Origin of the sequence: Agathobaculum ammoniilyticum, from assembly GCF_025567315.1 — a bacterium.
Classification (GTDB): Bacteria; Bacillota; Clostridia; order Oscillospirales; family Butyricicoccaceae; genus Agathobaculum; species Agathobaculum ammoniilyticum.
Window position 1 is genome coordinate 1 of sequence record NZ_JAOQJE010000004.1, and the last position, 20,790, is coordinate 20,790.

The window sequence follows — 20,790 nt, forward strand, 5'->3', positions numbered from 1 at the left end:
GTACAGGTTCAGGTGCAGCTTCCGCAGGGACTCGATATATTGGTCTTTGGTCATCATATCGATCAAGTATCCTTTCTTTTATCAGGTTGCTATAAAAACAGGGCGGGGAACGCGGGGGTCCCCGCCCTGTTCAGGCGATATGCTTACTGGGTTTAGAAGCACTCGCGGTATACGCGTTCGCTCAGCTCAATGCTCCACGGACGGTAAGAGTTGGTAATCAGGCGCTGCTGGTTCGCCTCGACCGAGAGTGGGAAGCTCTTGATATCCTCTTCCTTGAAGCCGTACTCATGCAGCGGCTTGAGCGGGAGGACCTTTTCGAGGGTCACATTCAGGGTGCGCAGCGCATCGTCCTTGGTGCAGCCGAGGCAGCGGGCGACGATCTCCTTGAACTTGCCAAGCTCACCGGCCGGCTCGTACTCGTCGTACAGCTCAAGGATCTTGCTGAACAGCGCATAGTTGGATTCGCCGTGCGGTACATGGTAGGTGCCGCCGAGCGGGAAGGACATGCCGTGTACGGTCGCGCAGCCGGCCTTGAGGAACGCGATGCCGGCGAACAGGGAAGCGGTGACAAACTCGCCAAGGTAATCGATGCGGGCGTCCGGCCCCTCGAGCGCGATGCGGCGGAAGCCTTCGAGGATCATTTCCATCGCCTTGACCGAGAACATCTCGGAGGTGACGGTCTTGCGGTGCGGGGACAGGAACGACTCGGTCGCATGGATGAGCGCGTCGATCGCGGAAGCGGCGAACGGCTTGTACGGCAGGGTCTTGAGCAGGTCGGGCACCAGACAGACCTTGTTCGGGATGATATCGTCGGAAACCAGGCCGAGCTTGGTTTCGCCGCCGGTCAGCTTACCGTCCTTTTCGTCCTTGACGATAGCGACCGAAATGTTGGTGACTTCGGAACCGGTGCCGCAGGTGGTCGGGATCGCGATGACTTCTTTTTCATGTACAACGGGCTCGCGCTTGAAATACAGTTCATGTACAGATGCCGGGCGCTTGCAGCCGAGCAGCTTGCAAAGGTCCATGATGGCGCCGCCGCCGACAGCGATGACGCGGTCGTAGGAGTCGTACGGGATCGCTTCGTACATGGTTTCGATCATGGCTTCGGAGGGTTCGCCTGCGCCGAACTTCTCCTGGAACACGAACTGGCTCTTCAGACCAAGCTCCGCCATAAAGGGCTTGTAGATGAACTCATTGGTCAGAACGACGTCGCGTTCGCCGAGCTTGAACTCCCCGGCGAAGTCGCCGAACGTTTCAAACTTGTAGATAGTGGGGGCAATGACGATCTCTCTTTTGTCCTTCATCAAAGAGGCACTGAAAGCATCCATAGCCATAGTTGAACATCTCCATTCATAAAATTTATAAAGGCCGTGCGGGCTTTTATGCGCATCATATCAGGCAATTTGCCCTGCGCTTTTATTGTAGCAAATCCCGTCCACAACTTCAACACAAACGAACAAAAAAATCACCAAAAAATAACCACCAAATCCTGTACAAAAAGACAATAAACAGCCCTGTATTTTGGAATACAGGGCTGTTTTAACGCATCGAAACCCGTCTGTAAAGAAAAAACGGGCAGAATAGCCGAAAAGAATGGGCGGATTCAAACAGGATTTAGTTGTTTTGCGAAAAACGGCTCAAAAAGGCGCGTGTACGCTCATTTTGTGTATTTTCAAACAATTCGCTGGGCGTGCCTTCCTCCACAATCACGCCCGCGTCCATGAACAGCACGTGGTCGGCCACATCGCGGGCGAAAGCCATCTCGTGCGTAACGATAATCATGGTGGTGTGCTGGTCCGCGAGCGAACGGATAACGCGCAGGACCTCGCCCGTCAGCTCCGGGTCGAGCGCGGAGGTGGGCTCGTCAAAGCAGAGGATGTCCGGCTGGAGCGCGAGCGCCCGCGCAATGGCCACGCGCTGCTGCTGGCCGCCGGAAAGCTGGTGGGGGTAGTGGCTCATGCGGCCCTCTAGGCTCATCTGGGCGAGCAGCTCAATGGCGTGGTTTTCAATCTCCTCATGGATGGCGTGCCGGTTCTGCTTGTAATCCGGCCGCTCCTTGGCGAGCATCAGGCTGGCCAGCATGACGTTTTCAAGCGCAGTGTACTGCGGGAACAGGTTGAACGATTGAAACACCATGCCGAAATGCAGGCGCCGGCGGCGGATTTCCGCGTCGCTCTTGGCGGCGCGGTCGGCGGCGTCAAACAGGGTTTCGCCGTTTACCAGGATACGGCCCGCGTTTGGGGTTTCCAGAAAGTTCAGGCAGCGCAGCAGGGTCGTCTTGCCCGAACCGGACGAGCCGATAATGGCCAGCGCCTTGCCGCGCTCCAGGGAAAAGCTGATGTCCTGTAGCACCTTGGTCGGGCCAAAGCTTTTTTCGATGTTTTGTACTTCAAGAATAGGCATTGCGGCTCGCTCCTTATACACGGAAATAGTCCATTTTCCTTTCCAGCCAGCCGAACAGCAGCGTCAGCACGCCGCAGAACACGAGGAAGAAAAGGGCGGTGGAGAACAACGGCCAGATCAGGCCGCGGTTGATGAATTCCTTGCTCATCATGATGATCTCCTTGGTGGCGATGATGTTGGCCAGCGCGGTATCCTTGATAAGCGTCATGAATTCGTTGCCCATGGGCGGGATCACGCGCTTGACGACCTGCAGCAGCGTGATCTTGAAGAAAATCTGCCGTTTGGTCATGCCGAGCACCTGGCCGGCCTCATACTGGCCGCGCGGGATAGACTGGATACCGCCGCGGAAAATCTCGGAAAAATAGCAGGCGTAGTTGATTGCGAACGCGGCGCAGGTCGCGACCACGCGCCCGTCCGTACCCATGGCGTTCCACGGCTGGCCCCAGTGCAGCAGGCCGGGGCCATAGTAGATGAAGATGATCTGCAGCATGAGCGGCGTGCCGCGGACGATCCACACAAAGAACTTGATGAGAAGGGCGATCGGGCGCAGCCCGACCAGCATGGCGCCCCATTTGCCGGACGCAAGGCGGCTGCCGCGCAGGCAGCGGAACGGTTCCCACCTGTTCATGGCGCCGAACGCCACAAGCAGGCCGACGGGCAGCGCGACCAGCAGTGTGACCACAAAGATCGTGCAGTTGATTCCAAAGCTTTGGAACAGATTGGTGAAGATAACCGAGGGGTTCATAGGATTCCTCCAAACAAAACCAAGCGGGGCAGCAGTAAGCTGTCCCGTTCGGTGTAAAATTTGTGTAGGTAAATTTGTTTATTCTGCTAGGGAAAGGCCGTATTTTTCAGCCAGAGACTGCAGCGTACCGTCTTCATTCAGTGTAGCCATGATCTCATTGACCTTGTCGCACAGGTCACTTCCCTTGCGGAAGCCGATGCCATACTGCTCCTCATGGAATACGCCGCAGATGGTCAGGTCCGCGAAGTCGGTACCCTCGCCGATCATGTTTTCCGCCATGGTCTGGTCAAAAATTGCGGCGTCCGCCGTACCCGACTTGACCTCGAGCAGCGCGTCGGTCTGCTTGCTGACCGTGACCAGGTTGGACTGGCTGAGGTTCTCGTCCTCCTCTGCCACGCTTTGTGCGGCCGAGCCGGCCTCTACCGCCACCGTCTTGCCGACCAGATTGGCGTAATCCGCGTAAGTATCCTTGTTTTCTGTCTTGGTGACGACCACCTGGGTATTCTGTACATAGGGGTCGGAAACCGAAATATTCTGCTTGAGGTCCTCCGTGATGGTCATGCCGTTCCACAGGCAGTCCACCTCACCACTTTCCAGGCTGACCTGCTTGGTATCCCAAACGATCTCGATGAATTCCGGCTCCACGCCGAGCTTTTCACAGACCGCCTGCGCGAACTCGGTGTCAAAGCCGGTGAATTCGCCGGTCTGCTCGTCGGTATAGTTCATCGGCTCATAGACCGTGTAGCCGATTTTCAGCTTGCCGGCGTCTTCGATCTGCGCCAGGTCGCTGTCTGCGGCGGCGGTGTCGGACGGATTGGCCGCGTCGTCGCCGCTCGTGGTATCGGCGGAGCTGTCGCTGCCGCAGCCTGCCAGCAGAGAGGCGCTCATCGCGCCGGCGAGCAACAGCGCCAGAAGCTTTTTGGTTTTCATGGGAATGCCCTCCTAAATTCATTGCATAATTACGGTACTGTGAAAGTCATTTATCATTGTACCACTTTATTTGAGAAAATCAAGAAAAACTTTCTGGTCACTTTCTGGGTGAATGGTTGTAAGTGTTGTAAATGGCAACTCCTTGCTTGACCTGTACAGGGGGAATATAGTATTATATACAATAGATATAATAGATAACAAGATTGTTAAAGAATAAACAAAGACGGAGGTTTGGGCAATCATGGATTACGAAGCTCTTTATCAGCAGAAGCTGACCACGGCGGATGAGGCTGTCAAGGTGGTCAAATCGGGCGACTGGGTGGACTACGGCTGGTGTACCGGCACGGCCTGCGCGCTGGACAAGGCGCTCGCCGGACGGATGAGCGAGTTGGAGGATATCAACCTGCGCGGCGGCATCCTGATGTGGCAGCCCGCTATATTCCAGATTCCGGACGTAGAAAAGAAGATCACCTGGAACTCCTGGCACATGGGCGGCGTCGAGCGCAAGGCCTGCACCGCGGGCTTCGGCTTTTATAATGCGCTGCGCTATTCCGAGCTGCCGCGCTACTACCGGGAGAATGTCAAGCACGTCAACGTGGCGATGTTCCAGGTTGCGCCGATGGACAGCCACGGCTACTTCAGCTTCGGCCCGAACGCGTCCCACCTGAAGGCAGTGTGCGACGTGTCCGACGTTGTCATCGTCGAGGTCAATAAGAACATGCCGCGCTGCCTGGGCGGCTTTGAGGAAGCGGTCCACATCTCCGAGGTAGATATGGTCGTCGAGGGTGAGAACCCGCCGATCGCGGAGTTGGGCGCCGGCGGTGCGCCGACCGACGTTGACCGCGCGGTGGCCAAGCTGATCGTGGAGGAGATCCCGAATGGCGCCTGCCTGCAGCTGGGCATCGGCGGCATGCCGAATACGGTCGGTTCCATGATTGCGGAATCCGACCTGAAGGATCTCGGCGTACATACCGAGATGTATGTGGACGCGTTTGTCGACATCGCCATGGCGGGTAAGATCAACGGCCTGAGCAAGGGGATCGATCGGGGCAAGCAGGTGTATGCGTTCGGCGCTGGCACCAAAAAGCTCTATGACTATATCGACAACAATCCGGAATGCTACGCGGCTCCCGTATCCTATACCAACGACGCGCGCACCATCGCCCAGATCGACAACTTCATTTCGATCAACAACGCAGTGGATATCGACCTGTTCGGCCAGGTGAACGCGGAAACGGCCGGCACCAAGCAGATCTCCGGCGCGGGCGGCCAGCTCGACTTTGTGCTGGGCGCGTACCTGTCCAAGGGCGGCAAGAGCTTTATCTGCTGTTCGTCCACATTCAAGCAGAAGGATGGCTCGATCGCTTCCCGCATCCGCCCGACGCTGGCGGACGGTTCGGTCGTGACCGACGCGCGCCCGAACGTACACTGGTTCGTTACCGAGTACGGCAAGGTGTGTCTCAAGGGCCTGTCATCCTGGCAGCGCGCGGAGGCGCTGATCTCGGTCGCGCATCCCGACTTCCGCGAGCAGCTCATTCAGGACGCGGAAAAAATGCACATCTGGAAGCGTTCCAACAAGCGCTGAGACGGAAAGTACCAGGCGGCCTATCTGCGGATGGGCCGCTTTTCTGCATGCAGTCTGGCATTATGAAAAATGTTTGATCTGGCGCTTTGTAAAAGGCCATACAGGGAGTACAATAGTACCAACAAAGGAAAAACAGAGAGGGTGTCACAATATGAAAAGCAAAAAAACCAGAACGATCATCCTTGCTGCTCTGCTCGCGGCGCTGACGACGGTCGCAACCATGATTATCCGTATCCCGACGCCGACGCTCGGCTATATTCACTTGGGCGACGGGCTGGTGCTGCTCTGCGGCATCCTGTTGGGGCCGGGGCTGGGCGCGGTCGCGGCGGGCATCGGCTCGATGCTGGCCGACCTGTTCGGCGGTTATATGGCCTGGGTGCCGGGTACGTTCGCCATCAAGGCGCTGACCGCGCTGGCGGGCGGCTGGCTCTACCACCACATGGCCGGACGGGAGCGGATGAATATGCCGGTACGCGTGGCGCTGTGCGGTATTCCCGCGGAAATCGTGATGGTCGCGGGCTATTATGTGTATGAGGTCGGCATGGAGCTGGTCGCGGGGAGCGCGGCGGGCGCTGCGGTTGCGGCTGTACTGGCCGGCGTGCCGTTCAATATCGTGCAGGGGCTGGCCGGCGTGATCGTATGCGCGGTGCTGTTGCCGGTGCTGGGGCATGCGAGCGCGGAGATGGGCGAACGCATCCGGACCTGAAGCACTGACCCGTTTTCCCAGATCGGTGAGGCGATGGAGATACGGGTATTCCTCGATGAACCATAAAAAGCGCTGTGGATCACTGTCCACAGCGCTTTTTCCGTTTACGAGAGCGTCAGGTACTGCTGCGGGTCAACCTTTTCGTCGTTGACCTGTATCTCAAAATGCAGGTGCGGACCGGTCGAATTGCCCGTGTTGCCGGAAAGCGCGATCCGGTCGCCCTTGGCGACCACGTCCCCGACCGATACCAGCAGCTCGGAATTATGCCCGTATAGGGTCTTGAAGCCGTTCTGGTGATCGAGGATGATATAGTTGCCGTACCCGTTGCCCGAATCCTCGGCAACGATGACCTTGCCGTTGTCCGCCGCGTAGACTGGCGTGCCTTCTCCCACCGCAAGGTCCACGCCGCCGTGCAGCCTGCCCCAGCGCCATTTGAACGCAGAGGTGAAGGTGTAGCTCGTCAGCGGCACGGAAAATTCGCCTGTGCCGATGCCGACATTCCTGGTGCCTACCTCGACGATCTCATTCCTCGCGTCGCTCAGCACCGTGCGCGCAAGGATGGTGCGGCCATGTTCCTGTCCGTCCACGGTTTCGATCTCGGCGGTGACGACCGCCTCGCCCGCGCAACCCTCCTGCACGGTGGCGCGGTAGGTCTGGTCGAGCTGGTCGTTCTCGCGGGTGATCGTTTCATAGGGGATTTCCTCAGTATAGGTGACCGAGCGCGTCGCGGTCACATCCAGGCGGGGGGAGAGCGTGCTGTACAGCGCGCCGAAATCCGAAACCAGCGAGGTCTGGGCGACGACATTGTCCACACGCACCTCCTGCAGGAAGTCCGCGTCCTCATCGGTTGCGGTCGTGTACTGCGCCTTGACGCGGTCGAGCAGCGCCTGCGCCTCGTCCGCCGAGCGGCAGACGCCCGCCTGCTCGCCGTCGACCGAGATCACGGCAAGCGTGTCCAGTTCCCCGCTGGCATCGATCAGCTCGGCCTTGAGCGTATCGCCGGTCAGGAACTGGTCCTCCAGTGCATAGGACGGTTTGGTTTCAATGCAGACGGGGAGCGTGTATTCCCCGCCCGCGAGCGCGCCCGCGCTCTGTTCGATTTCCGCGACCGCAGCGGAGAGCGTGTCCGCCTCCTCGACCAGGCCGAGCGGCCTGCCGTTCGCCAGTACCAGGGTGCCGCTGTGCAGCAGCAGCGCGCTGGGCACAAAGAACACGGGGAGGAACACGGCCGCTGCGCAGACCGCGCGCCGCTTTGCCGCCGCGCGGCATACGCGGGCAAGCGCCGCCCAGCAGGGCAGATCCCAGAACCAACAGATTAGGCGGTCAAGCAGCAATATGGCCCGCACAAGGGCAAATAACAGGCCGGAAAAAAGTCCGGCAAAAAATGATAACAGGTTTCGCATGACGGTAGTATGGAGAAAAGCGCTCCTCCATATTCCCTCCTTTCCAAATGTCCAAGGTTACAGTTTGGTAACAATGGATACCTTAACCGCTTTGGAGGGCGAAGTCATACGAAACCTGTCGATTGGCTCCAAAAAATTAAATTTACGTTGCAGCGCCGCAGAAATTCGTGGGGAAAAATCGCGGATCGAGGGGCTTTTGCTGATAATAGCGTTCGAGGACTGCGCGCTGAAGCGACACGGCGAGCGGCACGGCCGCGTCGAACAGGTCGCAGAAGGACTCGGTTCGTTCGCCGCTGCCCGAGGACCAGGGGCGGTGCGACTGGTTGGCGCAGTCCGCGGCGAGCGGTTCGGCGGGACGGATCAGCGAGGAGGCGAGACCGGCCTTGCCCGCGAGCCGCTCCAGATGCACCAGGCGGCCGCGGATATGGCTGCCGCTGTGCGTCAGGTGCAGCACACGGCGCATGTCGTGCAGCGAGCGGTACACCGCGGCGGGGGAGACGCGCGCGCCGCACGCGCTTTTCGCCGCGCCGGCCAGCACGCGCGCCAGCACGGTGCATTCCGCGGCGCTGGGATCGAGCAGGCGGAACGCCTCAAACTCCGCGGGGGCGGCAGCGATGTAATTGGTGATCAGGATGCCGTCGATATCGCTTTCAACCAGCTTGCGCCGCGCCTCGGCGGAATAATTGGGCAGGTAGAGCGAGAGGCGGTCGGCCTGCGCCTCCAGGAAAGCGTGGGTCACGCGGTCGAGCGCGTAGTGTGTGCAGAAGCCGAATACATACGCGAGCGCGGCGGCGTCATGCTGTTGCACAGCGGCGACGCACAGCGCTTCAAACAAAGCGCCGGGCGGCTCGGTGTGCATGCGGCGCGCCAGACGGCCCAGCGGGCCGGAGAATGGCGCGTGGTAATAGTAAAGCGGGTCCGGCCCCTGTGCGCCCCAGCGGTATCCCGCGGGGTAGGTGGCGGCGATGTGCGCGGCCGAGTCTCCTGTAACGCGCTGGACGGTCGCGGCAAAAATATGATGGGTGGCATAAGACGGCATAATGGTTCCCTTTCCGCAGCAGCCTGCAATGTTGATACCAGAAACGGTGACAATAGTATACCGCAAAAGATTGCAAAATGCCAGCGAAAGCGGTATACTATTTGCAAGACAAAAAACGGGGACAGGGCTTCCCTTATCCTAATTGGAGGAATGGCAATCATGAAACTCGGTATCGTCGGGCTTCCGAATGTCGGGAAATCGACTTTGTTCAATGCAATCACGCAGGCGGGCGCGGAGAGCGCGAACTACCCGTTCTGCACCATCGACCCCAACGTCGGCATGGTGGCCGTGCCGGACGAGCGCCTGCAGCCGCTGACCGACCTGTACCACGCGAAAAAGACCACCCCTGCGGTGGTGGAGTTTGTGGATATCGCGGGATTGGTGCGCGGCGCGAGCAAGGGCGAGGGGCTGGGCAACAAGTTCCTGTCCCACATCCGCGAGGTGGATGCGATCGTCCACGTCGTCCGCTGCTTTGACAATGAGAATATCGTCCACGTCGAAGGCTCGGTCGATCCCGCACGTGACATTGAAACCATCAACCTTGAGCTGATCCTGGCGGATATCGAGCATCTGGAGCGCCGCCTGGAGCGCACCCGCAAGGCTGCCAAGGCGGACAAAAAGCTGAGTCGGGATGTGGAGCTCCTCGAGGCGCTCAAGGCGCATCTGGAGGAGGGCAGGACCGCGCGCACGTTCGAGGGCTTCGGCGAGGATGAGGACGTTGACCGCGTGGTAAAAGAGAGCGACTTGCTTTCCGCGAAAAAGGTGATCTACGCCGCCAATATGGACGAGGCGGGCTTTACCGGCGACGCGGCCGAGAACGAGCGCCTGAAGGCAGTACAGGCGATCGCGGACGCGGAGGGCGCGATGGTGCTGCCGATTTGCGCTAAGCTGGAAGAGGATATCGCGGGCATGGACGCGGAGGAGAAGGAGATGTTCCTTTCCGAACTGGGACTGCACGAATCCGGCCTGGACCGCCTGATCCGCGTGTGCTACGACCTGCTCGGCCTGATGAGCTACCTGACTGCGGGAGAGCAGGAGGTGCGCGCATGGACGATTGAAAAGGGTACCAAGGCGCCGCAGGCCGCCGGAAAGATCCATTCGGATTTTGAACGCGGCTTTATCCGCGCCGAGGTGATCGGCTATCAGGATCTGATCGAGCTTGGGTCGCTGGCGGCGGCCCGCGAAAAGGGTCTTGTCCGCTCGGAGGGCAAGGAATATGTGATGCAGGATGGGGACGTCGTCCTGTTCCGCTTCAACGTATAAGGGAGTATTGCTCAAAAAGCGCCGTGAAAAACGGCGCTTTTTTGTATTTGAGGGTAGATTTGTTTACTTCTTGTGATTATATTGTGAATTTAACCGAATTGTTATTGCATATCCCACAAGCTCTGTATATAATGAGGATGGTATAGACCGTCGAAAAATGGCGAGCGGTGTGCTTGCCGTTTTATTTTGTATGATATTTTTCATTTACGCATATATAAAGACAGCGAAACAGGGGAAGATCATGTTAGAAAACCGGATCAATAAAACAAGGAAAGGGGCGCATATGGTGAAGCGTACGGCGAAGAACGCCGCGCCGAAGGCGGAAAAGAAAACGCTCCGCGTGCCGCTCGCCCTGAAGATAGTCGGCGGCGTGGCAGCGGCTCTGCTGGTCCTGCTCTGCGGGTTCACCTACCTTTATCCGAATGTGTTCCCAGGGGTGACGGTCGGGCCGATCGCGGTCAGCGGGCTGAGCCGGAGCGCCGCCGCGGCGCAGATCGAAAAGCAGAGCGCGCCACTGTATGAGGACGCGGACGTTTCCGTCACAATTTATGAGCAGACCTACCGTATTCCGGTGCGCGACGTGCTGGAAAATGTGGACGCGGCGCAGTCCGCGGAGAACGCCTATGCGGTCGGACGCACGGGCAACCCGCTGGCCCGCATGTGGGATGTGGTCACAGCGGTTTTCGGCAGGGGCGAGGCGCAGCTGGCGGCCACCGTGGATGAGGAGGGGCTGAAAAAGGCACTGTCCGACATCGCCGCGGAGGCGTTGACCGAGCCGGTAGAACCCACTTGGGACATTGGCACGGATACCATGACCATCCATGCCGGCAAGCCTGGCGTACAGTTCGACACGGACGCGGTCGAGCAGGCGCTGACGGAAAAGATCCGCCTGATGGATTTCGAGCCGTATGAGGTTTCGACCGAGCTGACCGAGACGCCTGCGATCAATGTGGATAAGATCGCCGAGCAGGTGATCGGCGAGCCGGTGAGCGCGACGGTCAATAAAGAGGACGGCAAAACCATTGTGCCGGAAAAGCCCGGCGTGCAGTTCGATATCGACCAGGCGCGGGAGATCGTGGGGGACGGGACGGAGCAAAGCTATTCCGTCCCGATCACGACCACGCAGCCCAAGGTGACGGCGGTGGACCTGCAGGAAAAGCTGTTTCGGGATACGCTGGCGCAGGCGGTGACCTACCTGGACGAGAGCAATACCGCGCGCACCAACAACGTCAATCTGGCGTCGGCGGCCATCAACGGGACCATACTCAACCCGGGCGATGAATTTTCGTATAACGGTGTGGTCGGAGAGCGCACCGAGGCGCGCGGATATAAGCCGGCGCACGCATATGTCAACGGCCAGATCGTTGACGAGTTCGGCGGCGGCGTCTGCCAGCCCTCCTCCACGCTGTATATGGCCGTGCTGCGCGCGGACCTGGAGGTGACCGAGCGGTATAACCATTCCTATACAGTCGCCTATACGCCGCTGGGCGAGGATGCGACCGTGGATTACGGCAATCTGGATTTCCGGTTCAAGAATAATACGGATTATCCGGTCAAGATCCTGGCGCAGCAGAGCGGCGGGCAGATGGTTATGACGCTCGTCGGCACCAAGACGAGCGACAAGACGGTTACGACCCGCACCGAAGTGTTGGAAACCTATTCGCCGCAGACGATCGAGAAAAAGGATAATTCCATGAAGGTGGGCCAGACGCGCTTGGATGTGAGCGGCATCACGGGCTATTCCACCCGCACCTATAAGCAGATCACGGAAAACGGGAAGACGACCGAGGTGCTGGCGAACAGCTCGCGGTATGACAAGCGGGATAAGGTGGTCTACGTCGGCACGATCCAGCCGGAGCAGCCCAAAACCGAGGAACCGCCCAAGACGGAGGAGCCGTCCGGCGACGGCGGGGAAGCCGGAGAAACAGCGGAACAGGGCGCGTCCTCCGCAGCGGCGCCGGAAACGCCGGCGGGCGGCTCCGCGTGAGCGGACAGGGCGCGGTCCGGTAAAGACAGCGGGGAAACGATAGGAGGAAACAGCAGTTGCACGATAGAGTACAGGTGAGAAAGACGATCAAGCGGCAGTGTAAGCGCAGGGTCAAGGAGCAGATCGGCCGCTGTGTGGGGATACAGTTTTTGTATGCGGTGCCATATTTCCTGCTGGTGCTGATTCTGTACCTCACGATATTCGGAGATTTATTTGTTTTGTACGCAAATGGGTACAGGGGAAACGCGCTTAGCATGGCTATGGAGCGCAACCTGAATTCGGTATGGCTGGTGATATTCGTCATGCTGGTCGTCACCGGCCCGCTGATGTATGGCATGATGCGGTTTTATATTGGCCTTTTCCGTGGGGAGGAGCCGGGCGTTTCCGCGCTGTTCCAGCCGTTTACCTCGCTGCACTCGTTCTGGGCGGGTGTGCGGATGGAATTCTGCCTGTTTTTCCGGCAGCTCCTCTGGTCGGTCCTACCCACGGCGCTGTTTTTCTTTGTGGGCATGGGCCTGCTGGTGAATGCCGTTGCTTCGGGGCATTACCTGACGCAAACGGATTTGACGGTGGCGGTGGCGGTGCTTTATGTATTCTACCAGCTCGTGTTGATCCCGATCCGCATCAAGGTGATGACCTATCAGGCGGGCTGGGTCCTGATCAGCGAGCATGAGGCACTCGGCGCGTGGGATGCCACGCGCGACGGGAGCGGTGTGTTCCACGGGCATTATGGGAAGGTACTCCTGTTTGTTTTAAGCTTTTTCTGGTGGTATGTGCTGTCCGGCCTTGTCAGCGGGCTTTGCTGGCTGATTGCGATGTTCGGCTTTGTGTTTATCCCCGGCGCGTCGGGCTTCGTGGCGTTCCTGCTGGCGCTGGCCGCAGGGGCCTGCTTGGGCGTTGTGATCAACGGTTTTCTGGCGGCGTACATCAATACCTCTTTTATCGGCCTGTTTGAATTTTACGCGGGCAGGACACAGGATGTCAGTCAGCCTGAGCAGTAAGGGAAAAAACGGATAAAGCGGTGGCGGGAGCTGAAGGTGCCGCCGCTGTTTGCACGCTTGACAGGAAAATACCGTGATGCTATAATGGAACCGTTATACAGGTAAGTATGGCGATGAAAAGGAAAGTACGGCGTGGAAAACGGCAAAGCGAGTCTCGGATGGTGGGAGCGAGACGCGGGGGCCGCGGCAGAAAATGGCCTTGGAGTCCCGCACCGAGCCGCGGTACGCGGGTAGGCTGCGGCGGGTGGGCGCCCGTTACAGCGCTTCGGGTATGGAAGTACCTGATGAGGCGCGCCGCCGCGAGGGACGCGTGAAGCAAGGTGGTAACACGGAAGCGTTTTTGCTCTCGTCCTTGAATGGAAAACCATTCGGGAGGAGGGCTTTTTTCATGCCTGCCGCTCTGCGGACGTGGCGGCCTGCGCCCTAATGGCAAACGATGCGGGGGGCGGAAAACCTGAGGGACGTGTTCCCGTATCCATATACCGAACGGGACGCGCGTGATTGTAAGAATGGAGGGCTGCCGGATAGCGAGCTGTATGCGCTGGTGTGCGAAAGGAGATAAATGATTTTGCATCTGGAACGGTTGACAGATATACAGGATGGGCGGTATGATACTGCAATGGCTTTGTACGCGGAGAGCTTTCCACCGCATGAGCAACGACAGATAGCATCACAAGAGGCAATCCTGCGGGACAAACGGTATCGGTTTGAACTGGTCTTCGATGGGGTGGAATGGGTTGGCCTGTTACTGTGCTGGGAAACGAAAGACTTTATTTATGTGGAGCATTTCTGTATATTCCCTGAGCTGCGGAATCGCCATTACGGGCAAAGGACACTGTCGCTGCTACAGCAGAGCGGGAAGACCATTGTTTTGGAAATCGACCCCCCAGAGGACTGGGTTTCCTGTCGCCGCGCTGGTTTCTATGCGCGCTGCGGATACTGCACCAATCCGTATCCGCATGTACACCCGCCATATCATGTGGAAAACAGCGGACACAGACTGGTCGTGCTGTCCTTTCCGAAAGCGCTGACCGAGACGGCTTACCAATCATTCTACAAATTTTTGCAGGATGTGGTTATGTACGACTGTTTTTGATCTTATAAAATTTCATTTTCTATGAAGGAGAGCAAAGTGATGGACAAGAAACCCTATTATATCTCAACGGCGATCGCCTATACCTCGGCCAAGCCGCACATCGGCAACACCTATGAGATCGTGCTGGCCGACGCGATCGCGCGCTACAAGCGCCTGACCGGATACGACGTGTACTTCCAGACCGGTACGGACGAGCACGGCCAGAAAATCCAGGAAAAGGCCGAGGCCGCGGGCATCACCCCGCAGCAGCATGTGGACAACGTCGCGGGCCAGGTGAAGGACATCTGGGACCTGATGAACACCACCTACGACAAGTTCGTACGCACGACTGACCCCATGCATGAGAAAAAGGTACAGAAAATCTTCAAAAAGCTGTATGATCAGGGCGATATCTATAAGGGTGCGTACAAGGGCAAGTACTGCAAGCCCTGCGAGTCGTTCTGGACCGAGTCGCAACTCAAGGACGGATGCTGTCCGGACTGCGGCCGGCCGGTGGTGGACGCGGAGGAGGAAGCCTACTTCTTCCGCATGAGCAAGTACGCCGACCGCCTGATGAAGCATATTGAAGACCACCCCGAGTTCATACAGCCGGAGAGCCGCAAGAACGAGATGGTCAACAACTTCTTAAAGCCCGGCCTACAAGACCTGTGCGTGTCCCGCACCTCGTTCTCCTGGGGGATTCCGGTGGACTTTGACCCAGGGCATGTGGTTTATGTCTGGCTGGACGCGCTGACCAACTATATCACTTTCTGCGGCTACGATCCTGATGGGAACCACGATGAGCACTATAAGCGCTTCTGGCCCGCGGACGTGCATTTGATCGGTAAGGACATCATCCGTTTCCACACCATCTACTGGCCGATCTTCCTGATGGCGCTGGGCGAGGAACTGCCGAAGCAGGTGTTCGGCCACCCGTGGCTGCTCGTGGGTGAGGGCAAGATGTCGAAGTCACTCGGCAATGTGATCTACGCGGACGATCTGGTGCGCCTGTTCGGTGTGGACGCGGTGCGCTACTATGTGCTGCACGAGATGCCGTTCGCCAACGACGGCGTGATCTCCTATGAGCTGATTTGCGAGCGCATCAACTCCGACCTTGCCAACGTGCTGGGCAACTTGGTCAACCGGACAATCGCCATGACCAAGAAGTATTTCGGTGGCGTTATCCCCGCCCCGATTGCGGCGGAGCCGGTGGACGACGAGCTGAAAACGGTCGCGCTCGGCCTGCCCGCGGCACTCGAAAAGCGCATGGCCGACCTGCACGTCGCTGACGCGATCGACGAGGTGTTCACGCTTCTGCGCCGCTCGAACAAATATATTGATGAAACCATGCCCTGGGCGCTGGCCAAGGACGAGGCCAAGCGCGACCGCCTGGGTACGGTGCTGTATAACCTGCTGGAGTCCATCCGCTTTGCGGCGACCATGCTGCGCCCCTACCTGCCCGAAACGGCGGACAAGATCTTTGCGCAGTTGAACACCGCGGACAATGGTGTGGAGAGCCTTGCTTCGTTTGGCGGCATACAGGCGGGCGCGCAGGTGGGCGAGGCGTCCATCCTGTTCGAGCGCATCGACATCCCGAAAAAGCTCGCGGAGATCGAGGCGGAGAAGCAGGCCGCGCAGACGGCGGAGCAGCCGGTGGTCACTTTCCTGCCGGATATCCCGTTCGACGACTTCTGCAAGGTGGATATGACCGTGTGCAAGGTGCTCGCGTGCGAGAACGTCAAGAAGAGTGAGAAGCTCTTAAAATTCCAACTCGACGACGGATCGGGTACGCCGCGCCAGATCCTGTCCGGCATCGCCAAGTATTACAAGGCCGAGGAATTGGTAGGCAAGACGGTCGTTGCGGTCACCAACCTGCCGCCGCGCAAGATGATGGGGCAGGAGTCATGCGGCATGCTGCTCTCCGCGGAGAAGGACGGCAAGCTCGATCTGCTCATGCTGGATGATGGTATTGAAGCGGGTGCAAAGCTCTGCTGACAGAGTATAGTGGGCTTCACAAGCCCACTATATGCGAAAGGCGGTTCCAGTAGAAACCGCCTTTCGATACCCGAATGACGCCGCCTAAGGCGGCTGGGTCGGGGCATCCAAACACCCGGCATAGCGGGGGAGGGATGCGCGCTGCGGCGCGGTGGAACGGCGGTTCAGAGAGCCGCCGTTTTGCTGTTTGGAGGCGGGGATTGCAGGCGGCGCGAAGCTGTGCTACAATAAAAGAGCGAAGGGCTGCGGCTGGCGCCGCGGCTCGCTTTTTATGGGTGGGGGTCTGGATGATGTATCAAGACGAATACGTTTCGCTGTACAGGGGCGGCGGCTTTTGGATCAACAATGCGGAATGTAAGCATCGGAAAATTATCGACCGGTATGCGGCGCAGAGGTGGCGGTATGCCGGCTGTTTGCCGATAAAGCTTTCCGGCGATAGTGGCCTGATGAAAGAGGCCGATCTGGTGCTTGGAAGGCCTGTGGAGGATGAAAAATGAACGCGGCAAACATTCCGATGGCAGTCATCCTGTGCTTCTGCGCGGCGGTATTTGCTGTCGGCGGCTGCTGGGCGGCCATACGGCGCGACTCGATGCACTTCTGAGCGGGCAGCACGGTCAAACCGGAGGAAATCCGCGATATCCCAGCTTATAACCGCGTCTGTGCGCGGCTGTGGAGGGGGTACGGTGCGGGCTGGACGCTTTGATCGGCATTTACAGATATATCTACAAAAAATACAAGCGATAAGGATGAACCCATGCGAAAGAAATACCTCTTTTTTGATATTGACGGCACGCTGGCGACCGGCCTGACGACCGTGATGCCGGAAAGCGGGGCGCGCTGCCTGGAGCGGCTACGCGCGAACGGCCATTTTACCGCGATCGCAACCGGCCGGCTGCAGGCTTCCGCCGCCGTGGTCGCACAGCGGTACGGCTTTACGCATATCGTGGCCGACGGTGGTTACAGCCTGACGCTGGACGGAGAGGTCATTGAAATGCAGAGCCTGCCCGTGACGGATTGCGTCGCCCTGCTGGACCGGCTGGAGCGGCAGCGCGTCCCCTGGGCGGTAACGCTCGAAAACGAGCGGGTCTGCCTTACGGCGGATGAGCGGTATCTGGCTGTCGCGCCAAGCAATTATTTTCCGGTCACGGTCGATCCGGCCTTTGATTACCGCGGGATGGACAAGCTGTATAAGGTATATATCGCCTGCACGCCGGAAAACCAAGGGGAGATCGACCTCGGCGGCCTGCCGACGGTCCGCTACAACCAGGATGTGCTGTTTATCGAGCCGGTCTGCAAGCAGCGCGGCATCCGGCGCATGCTGGACGTGCTGGGCGTGCCGGATGAGGACGTCGCAGTCTTCGGAGACGGTACGAACGATGTTTGTATGTTCGGGCAGGGCTGGCTTTCGGTGGCGATGGGGAACGCCTGCGCGGCGCTGAAAGAAAAGGCGGATTACATTACGACATCGGTTGACCAGGACGGACTGTGGAATGCCTGCCGGCATTTCGGCTGGATATGAGGAGGAAAGTAAAACGATGCTGTTTGATACCCATGCGCATTATGATGACGAGCGCTTTGACGAGGACAGGGATGCGCTGCTGCCGGCCATGACGGAAAACGGTGTAGGGCTGATCCTCAACCCGGGCTGTGATTTGGAGAGCTCTCGCAAGGCGGTCGGCTATGCACAAAAATACCCTTTTATATACGCTGCCGTGGGGATACATCCTGAAAATATTGACGAAAATTGGAATAACGACCTTGCGGTCATCAAAGAACTGGCGCAGACGGAGCCGAAGGTGCGTGCGATTGGCGAGATCGGGCTGGATTATTACTGGGAAAAGGACGAGCGGGCGCGCGCGCGGCAGCAGGTGGTGTTTGCGCGGCAGATGGAGCTTGCGCGCGCGCTGGGCAAGCCGGTTATCGTGCATGACCGCGATGCGCACGGCGACTGCATGGAGATCGCGCGCCAGTATGCCGGCGTCACAGGTGTGTACCATTGCTTCGCGGGCAGCGTGGAGATGGCGCGAGAGCTGCTCAAGCTGGGATACTATCTGTCATTCACCGGTGTGATCACGTTCAAAAACGCGCGCAAGGCATTGGAGATTATCAGGGAGACACCGCTCGACCGGCTGATGATTGAAACGGACGCCCCCTATATGGCGCCCGAACCGTATCGCGGACGCCGCAATTCGTCGCTATATGTACACCGTATGGCGGAAACGATTGCGCAGGTCAAAGGGATGGAAGCGGAAGCGGTCGAAAGGATCACAACAGAAAACGGCAAAAGATTGTTTGGGATTGCGTGACGAAAAATTTGCATTTTTTCTTGACAGGGAAAGTGTATTTGTGTATAATATATTTCGTCGTCAGAACAAAGCGGACGACCTTTTGGGGGCGTAGCTCAGCTGGGAGAGCGCCACACTGGCAGTGTGGAGGTCATGAGTTCGATCCTCACCGTCTCCACCAGAAGCCGCACTTTTTCATTCCGAAAAAGTGCGGCTTTTCTTTTTTCGGAAGCCGGACCCCTACAAGGCGCCATGTGCTGCCCGGCAAGGCGGGGAAAGGGGATTTTTCCGTTCTTCATGTAAAATCCATAAAGCCCTGTTATACTACCGGATGAGGGGGGACTTGGATGAAACGCATATTGATTGTGGAGGACGACCTGGATATTCAGGAGCTACTGGACGCCTACCTGCGGGATGCGGGCTATGACACGGTACTGGCGTCGGACGGGGTGGAGGCGCTCGACCGCTTCCATGAAGCGCCGTTCGATCTGGCGCTGCTCGATGTGATGCTGCCCAAGATCGATGGGTTCGGCGTGTGCGAGCTGATCCGGCGGGAATCGCGCCTGCCAGTCATCATGCTGACCGCGCTCGACGGGGAGGCCGAGCAGCTCCGCGGTTTCGACCTGGAAATAGACGATTATATTGTAAAGCCGTTTTCCATGCCCATCCTGCTGCGCAAGGTGGCGGCGGTGCTGCGCCGCGTGGGAGGCGGGATCGGCGTTTCGCATGTGATACGTTACCGCGGGCTGACGCTCGATCCGGACATGATGGAGGCGCGGCTGGAGGGCCGCCCGCTGGAGCTGACTGCGCGTGAGTTCGAGCTGCTCCGCGCCTTTATATCCAGCCCAGGGCGGGTGTTCACGCGCGAGGTGCTGCTGGCCAAGATATGGGGCTATGATTTCTTTGGGGACGAGCGCGTGGTGGACAGCCATATCAAAAACCTGCGCCGCAAGCTCGGCGTGGATTATATTGAGACTGTGAGAGGGGTGGGCTACCGTGCTGCGAAAGAAAATCCGTGAAAGCCTGACCGCGCGTATCTTCCTGATGACTTTCGCCCTGCTGCTGGGCGCGGGCGCGATCACTTTCGGCTGCATCGCCTGGGCGACGCCGATCACCTATACGGCGGTCATAAGCAGCGCGATAGAGGAACAGATGAACGAATTGGTCGACCGGCTGGCGCAAACAGAGCGTGAGGACTGCGGGCCGCTGCTTGATGAATTTATCCGCAGCGCGGGCGCGGAAGCCATGCTGCTGGGTGCGGATGGCAAGGTGGTGGACACCGGCTCGCAGCTTGCGGTCTATTCGCTGTATGAAAACGACAATGTGGTGGTTGTGGCCGCGGAGGATAGCGGAAAAAGCGACGGTATAGCGTTTGGGATGGCGGACAGCATGTGGGAGGACAGCGTGCTGTCAATCACCGGAACGGCAACCAGCGCCCTGACTGCGGAGGTCACCTTCCTGCACGACGCCACCTCCTACGAGCTGTACGTCCAGCCGTATGCGCAGCCGGAGAATCAGGCGGTGCAGGCACTGCTGCGCGCCGCGCCATGGCTGCTGCTCGCAATGCTGGTGTTTTCGGCGGGCTGCGCGCTGCTGTATTCTCGCTACATCACGCGGCCGATCATCCGGCTGAGCGGCATCGCGCGCCGCATGGAACATCTGGATTTCGACTGGCAGTGCGAGGAAAAACGCCGCGACGAGATCGGCGTGCTGGGCCGCAGCCTGGACGGCATGGCGCAAAAGCTGAAGGAGGCCCTGACCGGCCTGCAGGCTGCGAATGAGGCGCTCCGCAGCGATATGGAGCGCGAGCGGAAGCTGGAACGGCAGCGACTGGCGTTTTTTTCCGCCGCGTCGCATGAGCTGAAAACGCCGGTTACGATCCTCAAGGGACAGTTGACCGGCATGCTGGACGGGGTTTCCGTATATCGGGACCGTGACAAATATCTCGCGCGGTCGCTTGCGGTGACCGCGCGTATGGAAGAGCTGATACGCGAGATCCTGACCGTTTCGCGGCTGGAATCGGACGGCGAGCCGGTAAAAATGGAGCGTCTCGACCTGTCCGAGCTGGTGCAGGAGCAGTTGGAGCAGGATGAAGCGCTGTTCGAGCAGCGCGGCCTGCGCTTTCGGGTGTCCCTGTCGGATGGGGTGACGGTGCTGGGGGAGCGCGCCCTGCTGGGCAGGGCGGTAGAAAACCTGCTGTCTAACGCCGCGCATTATTCGCCCGCGGGAGCCGAGGTCCGCGTCAGCACCCGACTACGGGCCGGCCGGCCGGTGCTGACGGTCGAAAATACCCGCGCGCACCTGTCGGAAGGGGATATCCCGCATCTGTTTGAAGCGTTTTACCGCGCCGAGCAGTCCCGCAACCGCCGGACG

General features: G+C 58.9%; 18 protein-coding genes and 1 tRNA gene. 13 read left to right on the plus strand and 6 right to left on the minus strand.

Going from position 1 to position 20,790, the window contains the following annotated elements; translation table 11 throughout:
• Positions 1-152: 152 nt before the first annotated feature.
• The 4 genes from OCV66_RS05230 to OCV66_RS05245 form a co-directional block, all read right to left on the minus strand.
• Positions 153-1,334 (minus strand): 4-hydroxybutyrate dehydrogenase, encoded by a 1,182-nt coding sequence (locus tag OCV66_RS05230; RefSeq protein ID WP_242977827.1) that lies wholly within the window; start codon positions 1,332-1,334, stop codon positions 153-155.
• 280 nt (positions 1,335-1,614) lie between these two features.
• A complete protein-coding gene (locus OCV66_RS05235; RefSeq protein ID WP_054328303.1) occupies positions 1,615-2,403 on the minus strand; it encodes an amino acid ABC transporter ATP-binding protein in 789 nt (262 codons plus the stop codon).
• Positions 2,404-2,416: 13 nt separating this feature from the next.
• Positions 2,417-3,148 carry an amino acid ABC transporter permease gene (locus OCV66_RS05240; protein WP_054328304.1) on the minus strand — a complete coding sequence of 244 codons (732 nt, stop codon included), beginning with the start codon at positions 3,146-3,148 and terminating at the stop codon, positions 2,417-2,419.
• 78 nt (positions 3,149-3,226) lie between these two features.
• A complete protein-coding gene (locus tag OCV66_RS05245; RefSeq protein ID WP_054328305.1) occupies positions 3,227-4,078 on the minus strand; it encodes a transporter substrate-binding domain-containing protein in 852 nt (283 codons plus the stop codon).
• A gap of 241 nt (positions 4,079-4,319) precedes the next feature.
• Here OCV66_RS05245 and OCV66_RS05250 point away from each other — a divergent pair, with 241 nt between their 5' ends.
• On the plus strand, positions 4,320-5,663 hold the full coding sequence (locus tag OCV66_RS05250; protein ID WP_054328306.1) for a butyryl-CoA:acetate CoA-transferase: 1,344 nt from the start codon (positions 4,320-4,322) through the stop codon (positions 5,661-5,663).
• A 151-nt stretch (positions 5,664-5,814) separates the two neighbouring features.
• Positions 5,815-6,369: an ECF transporter S component gene (locus OCV66_RS05255; RefSeq protein ID WP_107630926.1), complete on the plus strand. Its 555-nt coding sequence runs from the start codon at positions 5,815-5,817 to the stop codon at positions 6,367-6,369.
• Between the two features lie 104 nt (positions 6,370-6,473).
• Here the strand turns inward: OCV66_RS05255 and OCV66_RS05260 are convergent, their stop codons facing one another.
• Positions 6,474-7,703 (minus strand): M23 family metallopeptidase, encoded by a 1,230-nt coding sequence (locus OCV66_RS05260; RefSeq protein ID WP_159068069.1) that lies wholly within the window; start codon positions 7,701-7,703, stop codon positions 6,474-6,476.
• 211 nt (positions 7,704-7,914) lie between these two features.
• Entirely contained in the window at positions 7,915-8,811 is an 897-nt protein-coding gene (locus tag OCV66_RS05265; protein WP_054328309.1) for a hypothetical protein, read from the minus strand.
• 159 nt (positions 8,812-8,970) lie between these two features.
• Between OCV66_RS05265 and ychF the strand changes: the two genes are divergently transcribed.
• The 11 genes from ychF to OCV66_RS05320 form a co-directional block, all read left to right on the plus strand.
• Positions 8,971-10,074 carry a redox-regulated ATPase YchF gene (gene ychF, locus OCV66_RS05270; RefSeq protein ID WP_186949735.1) on the plus strand — a complete coding sequence of 368 codons (1,104 nt, stop codon included), beginning with the start codon at positions 8,971-8,973 and terminating at the stop codon, positions 10,072-10,074.
• 283 nt (positions 10,075-10,357) lie between these two features.
• Complete coding sequence (locus OCV66_RS05275; protein ID WP_262563909.1) at positions 10,358-12,061, plus strand: VanW family protein; 1,704 nt, start codon at positions 10,358-10,360, stop codon at positions 12,059-12,061.
• 56 nt (positions 12,062-12,117) lie between these two features.
• Entirely contained in the window at positions 12,118-13,062 is a 945-nt protein-coding gene (locus OCV66_RS05280) for a DUF975 family protein (protein WP_147573866.1), read from the plus strand.
• Positions 13,063-13,624: 562 nt separating this feature from the next.
• Positions 13,625-14,158, plus strand: coding sequence for an N-acetyltransferase (locus OCV66_RS05285; protein ID WP_054328312.1), 534 nt, complete (start codon positions 13,625-13,627; stop codon positions 14,156-14,158).
• Positions 14,159-14,179: 21 nt separating this feature from the next.
• A complete protein-coding gene (gene metG / locus OCV66_RS05290) occupies positions 14,180-16,132 on the plus strand; it encodes a methionine--tRNA ligase (protein ID WP_082397391.1) in 1,953 nt (650 codons plus the stop codon).
• Positions 16,133-16,419: 287 nt separating this feature from the next.
• On the plus strand, positions 16,420-16,629 hold the full coding sequence (locus OCV66_RS05295; RefSeq protein ID WP_054328314.1) for a hypothetical protein: 210 nt from the start codon (positions 16,420-16,422) through the stop codon (positions 16,627-16,629).
• A 257-nt stretch (positions 16,630-16,886) separates the two neighbouring features.
• Complete coding sequence (locus tag OCV66_RS05300; RefSeq protein WP_147573867.1) at positions 16,887-17,651, plus strand: HAD hydrolase family protein; 765 nt, start codon at positions 16,887-16,889, stop codon at positions 17,649-17,651.
• A gap of 16 nt (positions 17,652-17,667) precedes the next feature.
• Positions 17,668-18,438, plus strand: coding sequence for a TatD family hydrolase (locus OCV66_RS05305; RefSeq protein ID WP_147573868.1), 771 nt, complete (start codon positions 17,668-17,670; stop codon positions 18,436-18,438).
• A gap of 84 nt (positions 18,439-18,522) precedes the next feature.
• Positions 18,523-18,598 (plus strand) — tRNA-Ala (locus OCV66_RS05310).
• A 166-nt stretch (positions 18,599-18,764) separates the two neighbouring features.
• Positions 18,765-19,436, plus strand: coding sequence for a response regulator transcription factor (locus OCV66_RS05315; RefSeq protein WP_054327718.1), 672 nt, complete (start codon positions 18,765-18,767; stop codon positions 19,434-19,436).
• Positions 19,414-20,790, plus strand: a 1,377-nt coding sequence (locus tag OCV66_RS05320) for a sensor histidine kinase (RefSeq protein ID WP_147573869.1), incomplete at its 3' end; no start/stop codon positions are given. The genes OCV66_RS05315 and OCV66_RS05320, both read left to right, overlap by 23 nt.